This window comes from Tetragenococcus koreensis, assembly GCF_003795145.1.
GTDB classification, from domain to species: Bacteria; Bacillota; Bacilli; order Lactobacillales; family Enterococcaceae; genus Tetragenococcus; species Tetragenococcus koreensis.
Genome location: NZ_CP027786.1, coordinates 1,029,717 through 1,044,299 on the forward strand (window position 1 = coordinate 1,029,717; position 14,583 = coordinate 1,044,299).

Annotated in this window: 13 protein-coding genes; 2 read left to right on the forward strand and 11 right to left on the reverse strand. The window is 36.5% G+C overall.

Annotation, left to right across the window (positions count from 1 at the left end; genetic code table 11):
• Window positions 1–49: 49 nt before the first annotated feature.
• From glyS to rpsU, 10 genes are all read right to left on the reverse strand, one after another.
• Window positions 50–2,119 carry a glycine--tRNA ligase subunit beta gene (gene glyS / locus C7K43_RS04825; protein WP_124005825.1) on the reverse strand — a complete coding sequence of 690 codons (2,070 nt, stop codon included), beginning with the start codon at window positions 2,117–2,119 and terminating at the stop codon, window positions 50–52.
• Window positions 2,120–3,034, reverse strand: a complete 915-nt coding sequence (glyQ, locus tag C7K43_RS04830; RefSeq protein ID WP_124005826.1) for a glycine--tRNA ligase subunit alpha — start codon at window positions 3,032–3,034, stop codon at window positions 2,120–2,122.
• 303 nt (window positions 3,035–3,337) lie between these two features.
• On the reverse strand, window positions 3,338–4,105 hold the full coding sequence (gene recO / locus C7K43_RS04835) for a DNA repair protein RecO (RefSeq protein ID WP_124005827.1): 768 nt from the start codon (window positions 4,103–4,105) through the stop codon (window positions 3,338–3,340).
• A 24-nt stretch (window positions 4,106–4,129) separates the two neighbouring features.
• Window positions 4,130–5,029, reverse strand: a complete 900-nt coding sequence (era, locus tag C7K43_RS04840) for a GTPase Era (protein WP_124005828.1) — start codon at window positions 5,027–5,029, stop codon at window positions 4,130–4,132.
• Between the two features lie 18 nt (window positions 5,030–5,047).
• Window positions 5,048–5,455, reverse strand: coding sequence for a diacylglycerol kinase family protein (locus C7K43_RS04845; RefSeq protein WP_124005829.1), 408 nt, complete (start codon window positions 5,453–5,455; stop codon window positions 5,048–5,050).
• Window positions 5,433–5,912 (reverse strand): rRNA maturation RNase YbeY, encoded by a 480-nt coding sequence (gene ybeY, locus C7K43_RS04850; protein WP_124007244.1) that lies wholly within the window; start codon window positions 5,910–5,912, stop codon window positions 5,433–5,435. The genes C7K43_RS04845 and ybeY overlap by 23 nt, the downstream gene beginning before the upstream one ends.
• The gene (locus C7K43_RS04855; RefSeq protein ID WP_124005830.1) at window positions 5,912–8,113 is read right to left on the reverse strand and encodes an HD family phosphohydrolase; all 2,202 of its coding nucleotides are present in this window, start codon (window positions 8,111–8,113) and stop codon (window positions 5,912–5,914) included. Before C7K43_RS04855 ends, ybeY begins: the two co-directional genes overlap by 1 nt.
• A gap of 74 nt (window positions 8,114–8,187) precedes the next feature.
• Window positions 8,188–9,093 carry a PhoH family protein gene (locus C7K43_RS04860; RefSeq protein WP_371859829.1) on the reverse strand — a complete coding sequence of 302 codons (906 nt, stop codon included), beginning with the start codon at window positions 9,091–9,093 and terminating at the stop codon, window positions 8,188–8,190.
• Window positions 9,094–9,381: 288 nt separating this feature from the next.
• Window positions 9,382–9,831 carry a GatB/YqeY domain-containing protein gene (locus C7K43_RS04865; protein ID WP_124005832.1) on the reverse strand — a complete coding sequence of 150 codons (450 nt, stop codon included), beginning with the start codon at window positions 9,829–9,831 and terminating at the stop codon, window positions 9,382–9,384.
• Window positions 9,832–9,861: 30 nt separating this feature from the next.
• Complete coding sequence (gene rpsU, locus C7K43_RS04870) at window positions 9,862–10,038, reverse strand: 30S ribosomal protein S21 (protein ID WP_124005833.1); 177 nt, start codon at window positions 10,036–10,038, stop codon at window positions 9,862–9,864.
• 1,073 nt (window positions 10,039–11,111) lie between these two features.
• On the opposite strand from rpsU, the gene C7K43_RS04875 reads away from it, so the two are divergent.
• Window positions 11,112–12,029, forward strand: a complete 918-nt coding sequence (locus C7K43_RS04875) for an osmoprotectant ABC transporter substrate-binding protein (RefSeq protein ID WP_124005834.1) — start codon at window positions 11,112–11,114, stop codon at window positions 12,027–12,029.
• 91 nt (window positions 12,030–12,120) lie between these two features.
• Here C7K43_RS04875 and C7K43_RS04880 read toward each other — a convergent pair whose 3' ends face one another.
• Window positions 12,121–13,398 carry an HlyC/CorC family transporter gene (locus tag C7K43_RS04880; protein ID WP_124005835.1) on the reverse strand — a complete coding sequence of 426 codons (1,278 nt, stop codon included), beginning with the start codon at window positions 13,396–13,398 and terminating at the stop codon, window positions 12,121–12,123.
• A gap of 253 nt (window positions 13,399–13,651) precedes the next feature.
• Here C7K43_RS04880 and C7K43_RS04885 point away from each other — a divergent pair, with 253 nt between their 5' ends.
• Window positions 13,652–14,569, forward strand: a complete 918-nt coding sequence (locus C7K43_RS04885; protein ID WP_124005836.1) for an osmoprotectant ABC transporter substrate-binding protein — start codon at window positions 13,652–13,654, stop codon at window positions 14,567–14,569.
• Window positions 14,570–14,583: the final 14 nt, after the last annotated feature.

Genomic DNA, 14,583 nt, shown 5'->3' on the forward strand with positions numbered 1-14,583 from the left:
CAAGTAAAATCAGTTAAGATACCGATTTTACTTGGTTTTTATTAACGCTTTATTTTGTTACTAAATCCTTCAAACTGGCTACAGCAAGTGCCATTTTTGAAATCTTTCTTAATTGCGCTAAACGGTTATTGCGAACTGCTTCATCATCAACCATTACCATCGTTTGATCAAAATAATCTTCAATCAATGGACGCAGACTCGTCAAAGCTTGGTAGCTTTCTTCAACCGTCTGTGTTGGGAATTTTTCTTCAACTTCTTTGACCGCTTGATATAAGCTTTGTTCTACCTCATTTTCAAATAAAGCAGGATTGATTTCAGTTTCGCTGGAGTCTTTTTGACCTAAATTCATTACCCGAGTCAATGCTTCAATCGAAGGTTTGAAATCTTCATCATATAAGTGTTTTCCTAATGTATGAGCTGCTTCAAATAACTGATGGATATCTTCTTGTTCTGCATCAATGACTGCATCAATTACATCATGACGATATTCTTTAGCCAATAAAAACTGACGTAAACGTCCCTTTAAGAAGTTGCGAACTTCAGCAGCTTGATCTTCCAGATGAATACCATAGCGTCTTTCATTTTGATTAATCGTTTCTTCGATTTTTTGTTGCAATGCAGCAAAAGGAAATGACCAATTTTTATCAGCCAAAATTCGTACGATCCCATATGTTTGCCGTCTTAACGCATAAGGGTCGCTAGAACTTTTTGGTTTCAATCCAGCAGCAAAAAAGGAAAGTACGCTATCCAACTTATCAGCAATTGCTAAGACCGCTCCGATGTTAGAAGCTGGCAGTTCTCCTTCACTAGAAATGGGCATGTAATGTTCACGAATCGCTTGAGCTACCTCTGGCCTTTCCCCTTTTAATAGAGCATATTTTTCGCCCATAATTCCTTGGAGTTCAGGAAATTCATCCACCATATTAGTCACTAGATCGAATTTATAAATTTGAGCTGCACGTTGCAAATCAGACAACTCTTCAGCACTTAATCCTACATGCTCACCGATGATTTGAGCATCGGCTTGTACCCGCTGCATTTTTTCATACATCGAACCAATTTTTTCATGGAAAGTAACATTTTTTAATTTTTCTACACATTCGTCAATCGTCAGATTTTGGTCTTCCTGATAAAAGAATTCCGCATCCTCTAAACGAGCCACTAAGACTTTTTCATTTCCTTGAGCGACATTTTCGATTTTCGTTTGATTGCCGTTTCTAACCGAGATGAAATGTGGTAAAAGTTTACCTTCTGACGTTTTCACATCAAAATAACGTTGATGTTCTTTCATGGAAGTAATCAATACTTCGTCTGGAAGACTTAAATATTTATCCGCAAAATCCCCAACAAATGCAGTCGGATATTCAACCAAGTTGTTCACTTCAGCTAACAAATCTTCGTCAATATCAATTTGCCAATGATACTCATCTGCAATTTTTTGAATTTGGTCGGTGATTAACGCTTGGCGTTTAAAACGATTGGCAATGACAAATTGTTCTTGCAGTTGTTCTTCGTATGCATCTGCATTTGCTAGTTCAACTTGTTTCCCTAAAAAGCGATGGCCATAAGTCATTCGATCTGTTGTAACATCTAAAATTTTAAATGGCACTACTTGATCACCCAACAATGCAACTAGCCAACGAATAGGACGGACATATTCGAAATCGAATTTATTCCAATGCATAGTCACGGGGAATGACAAACTGGTAATCACATCTTTTAAACCCGCGAGTACATCCAGTGCTTTCTTCCCTGTGGTGTGTTTCGTTACATGGACATATTCTGTGCCTTTTATTTCTTTAAAGTAAATGTCTTCGGTTGTCAATCCTTGTCCACGTACAAAACCTTGTGCAGCTTTACTCCAATCGCCGTTTTCATCCAGTGCGATTTTTTTAGCAGGACCTTTTACTTCTTCTTGAGTATCTGCTTGCTTTTCTGCTAAATCAACCACCTGAATGGCTAAGCGTCTAGGGGTTGAAAAAGTGTTTATTTCAGTAAAAGACAAGTGATTTTCTTGTAAAAATTGTTTTGTTTTCTCTTCAAATTGTAAAATACTTGAATCAACCACATAAGCTGGCATTTCTTCTAATCCAATTTCAACTATTAAATTTTCCGACATTTAGTCTTCCTCCTTCAGCAATTTATCTGCTTGCGCACGATCTAATAAAGGGTAACCTAACTTTTTACGTTCTTCGACAAATAATTTGGCCACTTCTTTTGCCATATTACGAATACGAGCTAAATAGCCGGCTCGTTCAGTCACAGAGACCGCGCCTCTTGCATCGAGCAAGTTAAAGGTGTGACTACATTTTAAAATATAATCATAAGCTGGATGGACTAAATCTTCAGCGATACAACGCTTGGCTTCTTGTTCAAATTTATCGAAATTATCTAACAGCATTTCTTGGTTACTTAAATCAAAAGAATAGCGAGAATGCTCATATTCAGGTTGTTTGAAGATCTCACCGTACTTAATACCATTCGTCCATTCTAAATCATAGACACTGTCAACTTCTTGAATGTAAGAAGCCAATCGTTCTAAACCATAAGTAATTTCTGAAGTAACAGGATGACAAGCTAAGCCACCTACTTGTTGGAAATAGGTAAATTGTGTGATTTCCATACCGTCTAACCACACTTCCCAACCAACACCAGCACAGCCCATCGAAGGGTTTTCCCAATTATCTTCCACAAAGCGAATATCATGTTCTAAAGGATCAATCCCTAATAAAGTCAAACTTTTTAGGTAAAGTTCTTGAATATTTTCAGGAGAAGGCTTCATTACTACTTGTAATTGATGGTGTTGGTACAGACGATTTGGATTTTGCCCGTAACGACCATCAGCAGGTCGTCTAGAAGGCTCAACATAGCAAGCATTCCACGGCTCCGGTCCAATCGCACGCAAAATAGTGTATGGACTCATGGTTCCTGCCCCTTTTTCTGTATCATAAGCTTGCATGATCATACAACCGTTGTCAGACCAATATTTCTGCAAGCGTAAAATCATTTCTTGTAAAGTAATTTTTTTTGCCATTTTTTTGCTCCTCTCAAATTTGCGATAAAAAAGTCCCTATATCTATACATCCTTTGCATAGATATAGGGACGAATAATTTCGCGGTTCCACCCTACTTCCGATCCAATTATCGGCAGCTTTTTAATTGTGCTCACAATTGCCTGTGGTCAAAGTTCTTCTGTCTGGCTCACACTTTCCCAAACTCGCTAAGAGAAGTTGTTCTTTTCCTTTAAATGATCATCGCACGATTTAATTACTACTATCATAGTAGTAAAAGTAGTCATTTGTCAAATAAAAAGTGAAATTTTCTGAAATACTTCAATCTACCTGGGTTTTAAAACGTCTCCCCATTCTTGCATCTGATCAATAAACTTTTTACTTTTTAAATTCAAACCTACATGTTCTTCATATAATTGGTCAATTGTTTGCCGGATCGCCTTTTTGGTTTCTTTTTTTACTTTGATGGAATGAATTTTATCATAAGAAATTTGAGAAAAAAGGCGAATAAAATGAATCGCCCGTGGATCAGCATGATAACGACGTAAATCGTGATCCCAATGTTTTTCACATAAAATCCCATTGTATTTTGAAGAATAATCAAACTTTCCTTGAGTTCTTCCACAAATTGCACATTCCTGCCAATTAATAGTAATACCAAAACGTTGTAAAATCTGGATTTCAAAAATATTGGTTAAAATTTCGCCATCAATTTCTTGGTCTAACATCTCCAGTGCTTGGTATAAAAAAGTGTATAGATGGGGATCGTAGACCTTATCTTCAATCGCAGCGTCTGCTAGGTTCATCATGTAAGTGGCAAAACCCGCAGCGAAAATATCTTCTTGAATATGCGTAAAGGGATGAATAAACTTTGCACTATTTAAAAAAGAAAGTCCTTCACTGTTGAATTTTCCAATGTAAGTCGCTTGCGTATAAGGTAAGATAGCCGGGGTCAACGGATTATTTTTGCGGTGAGCCCCTTTGACATAAAACATCAATTTTCCGCTTGATTCAGTGAAAATTTTGACCAACATATCTTTTTCTTTATGGTCTTTACGGAATAAAATAATTCCTTTTGATTCTGCTTGATTCATGCGATATCTCCTTTGAAAAAAAGGTTAAAAGGTTTCTTTTTTATAACCGAAATCATTTAAGGATCTTTGTTTATCGCGCCAATCTTTTTGGACTTTTACCCAGAGTTCTAGGTAAACTTTGTCACCCAGCATTTTTTCCATATCTTGGCGAGCTTTAATGCCAATTTCTTTGAGCATCTTGCCGCTCTTACCAATAATAATCCCCTTTTGACTATCGCGCTCAACAATAATTGTCGCTTGAATACGGATTTTATCATTCTCATCTCGCTTCATTGAATCGATCGTTACAGCGACTGAGTGCGGAATTTCATCGTGTGTTAAAAGCAGAACTTTTTCGCGGATTAATTCAGAAACAATAAAGTATTCAGGATGATCGGTAATTTGATCTTCAGGGAAATATTGTGGACCTGTTGGCATTTGATCTTCTAATAGTTGCATCAGTGTCTCAAAGTTATTCCCTTGAGTTGCTGAAACAGGAACAACTTCAGCAAAAGTCATTTGTTTCGAATAATCTTCGATAACTGCTAATAAATTATCCGGATGAATTTTATCGATTTTGTTAATGACTAAGAAGACCGGAACTGAGAGTTTCTGCAGCCGTTCAATGATCAGATTATCACCTTTCCCTCGTTTTTCATCGGCACTGATCATAAATAATACAGCTTCAACTTCTTGTAATGCACCATAAGCTTCATTCACCATGTAATCGCCTAGACGATGCTTGGGTTTATGAATCCCTGGGGTATCGATAAAAATCATTTGCATGTCTTTGGTAGTATAAACACCTTGGATTTTGTTACGTGTGGTTTGCGCTTTGTCACTCATGATCGCAATTTTTTGACCCACAATTCGATTTAATAAAGTAGATTTTCCCACATTGGGACGGCCAACAATGGCCACAAAGCCAGACTTATGCTCTGTCATTTACTGATTTCCTCTTTTCTAATAGATAAGTAATTGATAAATTTTCGGTAAAAAAATGAGTGCGCCGACAACCACAGTGAAAATAGCGGTAATTAAAACAGCTCCCGCTGCAGTATCTTTGATTTTCTTACCCAGAGGATGAAAGTGCTTATTAGTCACCATATCCACGACATTTTCAAAAATCGTATTCAATATCTCCATGACTAGCATTAAAAAAATGCATAAACCGATCCAAAGCCATTCAAAGCGTTCAAGTTGCAGTATTAGCCCTAAAATAGTAATTAATACTGCACAAACGCTATGAATACGCATATTACGTTCATCTTTATAAACAGTTTTTATGCCAGTAATTGCAAATTCAATTGAGTTAATCAGATTTTTGTTTTTTCCAACGCTACGCTTTTTATCGTTTGAGTCCATAGGCATTCAAGATTTCCTTTTGTAATCCAAACATCACTTTTTCGTCTTCGGGTGTCATATGATCATACCGGTTGATATGCAAAAAGCCATGAAGTGCTAAGAAACCTACTTCGCGTTCGTAACTGTGGCCATACTCAGCTGCTTGTTCTTGAGCGCGCTCAGTTGAAATCATAATATCACCTAATTCATTAGGTAAATCAACTAGCTCCTCGTCAGCAAAAAAGATCGGCGTCTCCTCTTCTCCTTCATCTTCAATCGCAAAACTAATTACATCGGTGGGTGCATCTTTTCCACGATAATCACGATTGATCACTTGAATACCCTCATTATCCATAAAGGTAATCGACATTTCAGTATTTTCCGGAAGTTCCAGATAGTCTGCAGCAAACTGTAGTAAGCTTTCAATGTCTGCCATTTCTTTTTTCGTTACTTGTTTTGTATCATCAATAAAAGTGATTTCCATCATTGACCACTTCTTTCTTGTTCTTCTTTCATTTTTTCGGCTTCAGATTCCATTTTAGGATATTTAATCCGCGAATGGAAGGTACTGCATAACCCATCAATGAGTGATTTTTTAATTATTTTAAGCTCTTTTAAGGTTAGTTGAGCATCATCTAATTGTCCATCAAGCATCCGGTCGGTCATTAGATTAGAAACAAATTCTTTAATTTTTTCATTGGTTGGCTCATCCATCGCTCGAACAGCTGCTTCACAACTATCTGCAATGCTGACTACACCAGCTTCTTTGGTCTGCGGAATCGGACCTGGGTAACGAAAGTCTTCTTCAGTAATCTTAGAATTACGTTCTTTTGCTTTGACATAAAAGAATTTCATCAGGGTAGTTCCATGATGTTGCTGACAAATATCAATCACCATTTGCGGCATCTTCTCTTTTTCCAAAACTGCGACACCATCAGTTACATGTCCAAAAATAATTTGCTTACTATCTTCTGGCAGTAAGAAATTATGGGGATTTTCCGCTCCTTGTGGCAAGTTTTCGACAAAGAAATTTGCGTGTTTTAATTTACCAATATCATGGTAATAACATGCTACTCGTGTCAATAAAGTTCTCCCGCCAATTTCAGCTACCGCATTCGCGCTTAAATTAGCTACCATCATACTATGGTGATAAGTACCAGGCGCTTCTTCTAATAGTTTTTTCAGCATTGGATGATTTGGATTGCTTAATTCATTTAAAACAATATCACTATCATCCGTTACCATTAGTTCAATAAATTGATATAAACCAACGCCCATTAACAACGACAAAATACTACCTGCCAAACTACAAGCTAGCGCAATCCAAGTTTGACTGTCAGCAAAATTGACGCCTTGTAAAACTAATAAAACAATACTTACCAAGAAAGGAAATACAACTATCCACAGCAATGACTGTTGTCCTTGGTGAGAAATACGTTTTCTTGGCAATAAAGTTCCCAAAAGGCCAGAAAACATATAAGAAATTAGAATAATAGGCAAAACATTAGTGCCTACGGATTCATAAAAAATAAAGCTTGCTAGCACTACCTGAAAAGCAGCTGCTAAAATTCCGGAACGACGATTAATAAACAAGTTCAAAATTAAAGGTATAAACGCCGCAGGGAAGAATAACGGTATGTAGGCAATTGCTTCTGTTTGGAAAAGTTGGAAAAACTTCATAAATACAATACTTAAAGTCATCGCTACTACATAAAAAACCAACTGATTTTCTCGCTCATCTTTACTTTTTAACGGATGAGTGAAATAAAGTAGAACAATAATTTGTAGTAATGAAACTAAAATAATTGCAACAAATGGGAAAAAGGATTGGTTTTTCTCAGTCATACCTAATACATTAAGCTTTTGAATCGCTGATGAATCAATTTGCGAGCCTTCCCGAACAATGATTTCTCCTTGATAAATCATCACCGGTTGTACCGAATCTTCGGCTTCTTGTTTCAATTCATCAGTTTTTTGCTCATTTAAAAACGTATTGACAATGATTCCTTCATCTACTAGATAAGATACAGCTTCGCTTTGTTCGCTGGATAAATCAAGTCCTTCAACTTGTTGCTCGGCATCTTGCCGTGCTTCACTTAAATCCTCTTGCTGGATTTGTTCGGTCATTTGCTGATCGATAATTGACAAACTTTCTTCTTTAACTTGAGCCAAATCATCCTGGCTTAAATCAAAAGCAATCCGGTAAAAGTCATCAGGAATCTTTTGATAAAAATTTAAATCGTCGCCATCCACTTGCTCCAGTTCTTTTTTCATGGCAGCCATTTTTTCATCTTCGGTCACTTCATTGGCAGAATCACTATCTTCTGCGTCTTCTCTACGTTCTTCATTTTCTTCTGCGCTATCTTTTCGTACCCCATCAATCATATCAAATAATTGTTCAATCAAGTCATGCTGTTCACTAGAGATCTCTTCTTGATAAGTATACTCTGGGACGACAGCTTCAGCTGCTAATTCTTTCTTCTGGTTAGTTACTGGGGTATTTTCAGCTGTTTTATTGGCTCGGATACTTTCTTCTGCGACTTGACCTTCTTGATAATTCGTATCATTTTGATGGACACTAGAAAAAAGTATTCCACTAATAATTAAAAAAAAGAGTGTCAACAAAACAGGTACAAAATATTTCCCCATTTTATTTTTCAATCGTTTTAAAGGTGCAATGATCATACTTTTCCTCCCTCCTCTGTTGTTTATCGTATAAACAAACTGAGGCTTTAGGCTGTTTTTTTAATGAAGCCTGATTATTTTTTATCATAAGCTTCAATAATTTGGGCTACAACAGGATGTCTTACCACATCGCTTGCGTCAAAATTGACAAAAGCAATGTTTTTGATGTTGTTTAACGTTTTTTGCGCATCTACTAAGCCACTTGTTGCCCCTTTAGGTAAATCAATTTGACTGATATCACCATTAACAATCATTTTCGAATGAAAGCCAAGACGCGTCAAAAACATTTTCATTTGCGCAACCGTCGTATTCTGCGCTTCGTCTAAAATAACAAAGGCATCATCTAACGTACGTCCTCGCATGTAAGCTAAAGGCGCAATCTCAATCACACCACGCTCCATTAAACGGTTCGTATGTTCCACACCAAAAATTTGATAAAGAGCATCATATACCGGACGCAAATAGGGGTCTACTTTTTCTTTTAAATCCCCTGGCAAAAAGCCTAAACTTTCTCCTGCTTCAATCGCCGGTCTAGTCAAGATAATACGTTTAACCGTACCTTTTTTTAATGCAGCAATTGCTAAAACAACAGCTAAAAACGTTTTACCCGTTCCAGCTGGACCAATACCAAATGTAACATCGTGTTTATTTATGGCGTCGATGTATCGTTTTTGCCCTAAATTTTTAGGACGAATGGGTTTTCCATTGTGGTCTTTAATAATTTCTTTTTCGTACATTTCAATAAAGGAGGACAGCTCCCCTTGATTGGCTAAATTCAAGGCAGAAACCACGTCAGGTGTAGCGAATTGGATTCCTCGATGGATTAATTCTTGTAAAGATTGAAATACAGAAATAGCCACTTCAACCTGGGCTTGGCTTCCTTGGATTTGAATGATTTCTCCGCGGGCACGAATTGTCGTTTTTGTTGCATCTTCGATTAGTTTGACATGTTTATCGTGTGTCCCTAAAAGTAGATCCATATCCTGCGGTTGTGTTACTTTTAATTCAAAAGACGTAAAATCTTCCGTCAAAAAACTCGCTCCTTTTACTACAGCTATCTACAAAAAATTAGATTTTTCTTTGTGATTTTCTCGCTGCTTTCATCCTTTTAATTTTTTATTTTCATAAACGGCACGTGATTAACCGCAACGATTCTACCATATCATACCATAGAAAAGCCAAAAGAAAAATTGCTTTGGTCTATATAATAGAGTAAACAAATAAAGCTGTTGCGAGCATTTTTAAAAGACTCGCAACAGCTTCTATCATTATTTTTGATTTAATAACTCTTTGACGACTGCATTGACTTGATTGCCATCTGCTTTACCTTTTACTTGAGGCATTACCACGCCCATCACTTTCCCAAATTCTTTGGGCGAGCTAGCGCCTGTTTGTTCAATTGCCTCACTGACAATTTGCCGAATTTCTTCTTCTGTCAATTGAGCAGGCAAATAGTTTTCAACGATTGCAATTTCACTTTTCGTTTTTTCAGCTAAATCGTCACGACCAACTTTCTCAAATTCGGCTAAAGAATCACGACGTTGTTTCATCTCACGCGAAATAATCGTTAATTCTTCCTCCTCGGTCAAGTCACGTCCTAAGTTAATCTTTTCATTTTGCAACGATGCTTTGAGCATGCGAATGACTTGCAAAGACTCTTTATCCTTGTTCTTCATAGCAGCTTTCATATCGTCGTTTAACTTCGTAAGCAGTGTCACACTACCAGCTCCACTTCTTTACAGTTGAAATTAATATTTTTTACGTTTTCTAGCTGCTTCAGATTTTTTCTTACGTTTCACGCTTGGTTTTTCGTAGAATTCACGTTTCCGAGATTCTTGCAATGTACCTGCTTTTGAAACGGAACGTTTGAAGCGACGAAGAGCATCATCAAGAGATTCATTTTTATGAACGACTGTTTTTGACATATAATTCCCTCCCTCCGAGCTCAAATAGTAACCGTTCTTGTTATTAGAATAATAATTACTCCAACAACAATACTGTCCACTAAAAATTATAGCTAAGTCCAGAAAATGTGTCAAGTTATTTTGTTAAAAGGGTTATCTATTTTTAAATACAGGCACAGGCAGAATTATTGTTTTAATTCACTATAATAAGGGCGGTAAGTGACAAATTTATTGTGGTTTCCTAACGGATGAATAAAAGAAACTGTGCTTTTGTAACTAAACTGACAATCACTAATGATAGAGTTGGCTTCTTATGGATTCTATTATAAAAAATTTAGCAGCACTTTACATGTATCAGAACACGGCTAACTCGTATAATAATATTGTCAGTTTTTGCTGTTGGTATTATTATACGTGGGAATAAAACGCTGACTTTCTCTCTATGTTCGAAAGAATAAAAAGCGCAACTCAATTCCCCCCTTTCTGAGAAGCAAAAGATAGAAAAAATATTTATTGGTAAAAATTTATACCACTAGTTGAAGAAAATAGTGGGGTAAAAAGAAAATAAGCGCATAAGAATAGCAAACTAGTGGGATAGCTTACAAATAGTCCCACGAGTTTGGCGAAGTTATGTTCTTAGTTTAAGGAAAAGGGATGAAAAAAGAGCTTTTGGCTAAATTTAGCACATAAGAAAGCAAAAGTGATGGTCTAAAAAAACAGTTATCCCATAGAACTAGCAAACTAGTGAGGTAAAACATCATTTACCTCACTAGTTTATGAAAGTCATGGTATAACTTTAGTAAATCCGACCTTTGTCACAAATTTATTTTTTCATAACGTTAAAGGCAACTAGTGTCTTACCTATTTTTTTCTACAACGTAAGGGCCCTTTCTTTATGACCGATTCTGTAAAGAATTACCTCTGTTTTTAGTGTCTGCTACAGCCTAATGAAAAGAGTACTCTTTTTTTCCACTATAAAACCTCAATTGATTTTTACACTTATGACATAAAAGTATCAGTTGTATTTATTTCCTTTTTCCAGCATACTTTAATTTAAGTTATACCAAAATATTTTAATACAAGGAGGGCGCCTTATGAAAAAGGGGAAAAGTATCTTCTTATTGTTCTGTTGTTTTATGTTTTTGACTGGTTGCTCTTTACCGGGGCTACCTTCAAATAAAGATTCCGAGGTCATCTCTATTACGGGCGGCGTTACAACCGAATCGCAGATTTTAGCTAGTCTTGCTAGTGGTATGATTGAGCATTACACTGATTACCAGACTAGTATTATTAATAATTTGGGCACGGCACAAATTGACCAGCAAGCCTTACTCAATGGAGACGCCGATGTTTCTACAGCTAGATATACCGGTACTGACATCATCACCATTTTGCAAATGGATGCTATTAAAGATCCAGAAAAGGCTTTTGATGTATCCAAAAAAGAAGTCATGTCTCGCTATAATCAATATCGCTTTCCTTCCTATGGATTTGACAATACCTTTGTCTTTTTAGTACGGCAAGATACAGCTGAAGAATACAATTTAGAAAAAGTTAGCGATTTAGAGGAAATTTCTGATCAGGTGACTGTTGGAACAGATCGCCCTTGGATCACGCGAGCCGGAGATGGTTATCCAGGTTTTATTCAAGAATATGGCTTTGAATTTGATGAAATGCTGCCGATGCAAATTGGGCTTGTTTACGATGCAGTAGCCGCTCACCGCGTAGATGTTGTCTTGGGTTATTCGACAGATGGACGGATTGCTAGCAATAATTTGGTCATGTTGGAAGATGATCAGCAGTTTTTCCCACCATATGATGCGACAATGGTTGCAAATCAAAGCTTTTTAGAACAATATCCTGAAACCAAAGGTGTTTTAGATAAATTAGTAGGTACGATCGATACAGAAACCATGCAGGAATTAAATTATGAGTCCGATAATAATTTAGTTGAACCTTCTATCGTTGCTGAACAATTTTTAACAGAAAACAATTATTTAAAAGATCAATAAAAAGATCCTTTCAAGTAACAGTCATCACTACCGACTTAACTTGAAAGGATCTTTCATGCTTTTAAATTTTTTACAGTTCTTTCATTATCCGTTAGCTATTTTCAGCGGAATCAATTTTTTCGACTAAAACCTCATTTACACGTCGTTTCTGAGCATTAGTCACTGTGACATACAAGTTATCAAAAGTAAACGAATCGTTTGTTTCCGGAACTCTTTCTAACTGTTCAATAACAAAACCACTCACAGTATTAGAAAGCCATTCATAATCGTTATTGATATCAAATAGGTTAAAAAACTTATCCAATGAATAGGTTCCTTTGATTCTATAAGCTTTTCCTTCTTCAATCACTTCTACATCTTTTTGAACAACGTCGGTTTCATCCCAAATTTCTCCAACAAGTTCTTCTAAAGCATCTTCCATAGTAGCAATACCTAGCATTCCTCCGTATTCATCCACTACAATAGCCATATGGTTTTTATCACGCTGCATCATTTTCAATAAATCTGCTAACTTGATCGTTGGAGGAACAGACAACACTTCAGAAAGTAAACTTTCAATAGTAGAAACTTTCGAGCGATTCTCCTCTTTTGCTCGTAAATATCGATGGAAATTTTTTTCATGTAAAACTCCGACCACATTATCTACCGTTTCTTCGTAGACAATGAGACGAGAATAAGTATTTTGTCCAAAAACATGTTCAATTTTTTCATCAGAATCTTCAATATTGATACCCACAACATCTACTCGTGGTGTTAAGATAGAAGAAACGTCAACGTCATCAAATTCAATGGCTGCTTTAACTAATCGATGCTCCTCAGTTTCAATACTTCCTTCAACTCTCGCTTCATCTACTAAAGAAAGCAGTTCTTCTTCACTAATAGATTGAGTAGCCTCAACTGGGACCAGATTTTTAACAAAACGTTGCCACTGACTTAACAACCAAACAAGCGGTTTAAATAGAAACATCAGAAACCTTAGAGTAGGCGCTGAAAATTTAGCCACTCGTTCTGGCGCTAATTTTGCTAATAATTTAGGCGCAACTTCACTAAATAGTAATAAAAGTATAGTGGTAGCAATTGTAGAGATTGTTGCTCCATACCTAGGAAAAAGGTTGACAAAAAAGACCGTCGCAATAGCAGAACTAGCAATGTTTACTAAGTTGTTCCCAATTAAAACAGTTGATAATAATGGGCCAAACTTCTCCTGTAATTTCATTGCTTCTTCTGCTCTTTTATCACCATCTTTGGCTTCATTTTTTAAGCGAATAGTACTTAATGAAGTAAAAGCTGTTTCTGAAGATGAAAAATACGCAGAAAAAAGTAAACAAATCAAAAATAAAATGATGCTTGATATTTGACTAGAATCCATATAGTGGATTAATTCCCCCTTAAAGATCGCTTATTAGAAATAATTATAACAAAAATCCCCCCTAATAAGAAGCTTTCATTATAAAAGAAAATTAGAGATGTAACTTACCCGATATTTCAACGCTTTGGGGACTATTTTTTCACTGACAAACACCATCGTTTCGTTTGCCGGATGTATAAGTTGTAATTTTTTCCTTTTTCAAGCATACTTTATAAAAGATATCGCAAACTATTTTGATAAAGGAGCGCAACTTATGAAAAAAGGAAAAAGAGCCTTTTTATTGTTGTTTTGTTTCATATTTTTGTCGGGTTTTTCTTTACCAGGTTTGCCTTCGAATAAAGATTCTGATGTTATTTCAATCGCAGGCAGCATTACAACCGAATCACAAATTTTATCTAGCATTGTAAGCGGCATGATCGAACACTACACAGATCAACCAACCAGCGTTATTAACAATTTGGGCACCGCCCAGATTAGTCATCGAGCTTTAATAAATGGCGATGCTGATATTGCAGCAGCTAGATATACCGGAACTGATGTTACTACGATTTTGCAAATGGATGCCATTAAGGAGCCGGAAAAAACTTTTGACGTGACCAAAAAAGAATTTAAATCACGCTATGATCAAGTTCGTTTTCCTTCTTATGGTTTTGACAACACTTTTGCTTTTATGGTTCGACAAGATACAGCAGATAAGTATGATTTGGAAAAAGTCAGTGATCTAGAAGAAATTTCTGATCAATTAACCGTAGGTACGGACCGCCCCTGGTTAACACGAGAAGGCGATGGCTACCCAGGCTTTATTCAAGAGTACGGTTTTGAATTTAACCAAATGTTGCCGATGCAGATCGGTTTAGTTTATGACGCAGTAGCTGCAGGCAGTGTAGATGTGGTGTTAGGCTACTCTACTGACGGACGTGTTGCTAGTAACAATCTGGTCATGTTAGAAGATGATCGGCAGTTTTTCCCGCCTTATGATGCGACCATTATTGCCAATCAAGAATTTCTAGATCAATATCCCGAAGCCGAAGATATCTTGGACAAATTAGTCGGCGCGATCGATACAGAAACTATGCAAGAATTAAACTACCAAGCAGATAACAATTTGGTTGAGCCTTCTATTGTTGCTGAGCAATTTTTAGAAGACAATGACTATTTCGAAGATCAATAAAAAAATTCTTTCAA